The 1,231-nt window shown below is 53.1% G+C and carries 3 protein-coding genes; 2 read left to right on the top strand and 1 reads right to left on the bottom strand.

The genetic code is table 11. The annotated features are described in order from the left end of the window. Nucleotides 1–223: DUF1566 domain-containing protein (locus tag Q7V20_RS23905; RefSeq protein ID WP_370652561.1), on the bottom strand; the 223-nt coding region annotated here is incomplete at its 3' end. Nucleotides 224–627: 404 nt separating this feature from the next. Between Q7V20_RS23905 and Q7V20_RS23900 the strand changes: the two genes are divergently transcribed. Beyond that, nucleotides 628–822: a type II toxin-antitoxin system VapB family antitoxin gene (locus tag Q7V20_RS23900; protein ID WP_304796738.1), complete on the top strand. Its 195-nt coding sequence runs from the start codon at nt 628–630 to the stop codon at nt 820–822. Then, complete coding sequence (locus tag Q7V20_RS23895; protein WP_304796734.1) at nt 819–1,085, top strand: PIN domain-containing protein; 267 nt, start codon at nt 819–821, stop codon at nt 1,083–1,085. Before Q7V20_RS23900 ends, Q7V20_RS23895 begins: the two co-directional genes overlap by 4 nt. Nucleotides 1,086–1,231 lie beyond the last annotated feature (146 nt).

Raw genomic sequence — 1,231 nt, 5'->3', positions numbered from 1 at the left:
TATCAATGTTGGCAGAGACTGTCCAATGCCAACCTGGCGGAGCTGCGGGGAACACCGTCTCTTCTTTCTCGGTGTTCACAAGGCGCTGAAGTTCCTTGACACGCGGGACACGCCAATTCAAGCCTTCGGTCTCTGCCCGTGCGCGGGCAAGCGAAAGAGCCTCAGCGTGACTAGCGAGTGCCGGCTTGCCCGTGCAGGTGCAGGTCTTGCCGTCCCATTGCATGCCCTCTACGCACCGGGACCAAATCAGTTTGCTTCGCAGGTCTGAGACGTGAGCGCCATTCTTCGATACCACAAGGCTCTGCGACTCAGCCTGACCACCAGCTTTAGCCGAGTGCATCGCTATCGAACACACTAAATATGTTCCGATTCGTATGTATCGCATAGCCACTTTCTTTCTGAGCCCGCCTGAAAGCCTAACGCCTGCGTTAACAGGCGGCTGCCAGCGAAGCTGGTAGACGTCCTGTTGAACAACAAGTTAGGCTGGGGCGAGAAGGACCAACCATTGAGAACAAGCAAGCCTTGCATTGACCTGCGCGGCCGCCAGTTCTAGAGCGAAGAGGTGCTGGTTGCGCCGGTGTGCACACTAGACTAGAATGTGTATAAATTAATGATTTGGTACACGCTATGCGCACAAACATTGAAATTGACGACAAGTTGATGAACGACGCATTGCGCCTGACTGGCGTAAAGACCAAGCGCGAAGCCGTTGAGTTGGGCTTGCGGACATTGCTTCGTTTGCGCCAGCAAGAAGAGATTCGACGCTTTCGAGGCAAGCTTACCTGGGAAGGTGATTTGAACGCAATGAGGACCGACAAGTGATTCTGGTGGATTCAAGCGTATGGATTGATTTTTTCCGAGGCACGATCACCCCGCAAACTGAACGACTTGATGGTTTGTTGGGAAGCGAGCCGCTTGTCGTTGGTGACTTGATCTTGGCCGAGGTGCTGCAAGGCTTTGGCAGTGAGCGTGACTTTAACCAAGCGCGAAAGCTACTGACTGCATTAGATGTGGTGGACCTTGGTGGGCAGACATTACCATTCAAGCAGCCCGAAATTTCCGTACTCTTCGCGCCAAAGGGTTAACGATTCGCAAGACCATTGACACCTTGATTGCGACGCGATGTATTGAAAGCGACTATTCGCTTCTATTCAGTGATCGCGACTTCGAGCCATTCGTTGAGCATCTAGGCTTGCGCTCAGCGATGGGTGATGCTTAAAAGCCTAACGCC

Source organism: Aquabacterium sp. (assembly GCF_030652515.1).
In the GTDB taxonomy this organism is placed as follows: domain Bacteria; phylum Pseudomonadota; class Gammaproteobacteria; order Burkholderiales; family Burkholderiaceae_C; genus Aquabacterium.
This window is presented reverse-complemented; position numbering and strand designations above follow the sequence as displayed.

What these genes read in the sequence shown, in the direction of transcription:
- Q7V20_RS23900 (WP_304796738.1), top strand. Translation starts at nt 628, where the DNA reads ATGCGCACAAACATTGAAATTGACGACAAGTTGATGAACGACGCATTG.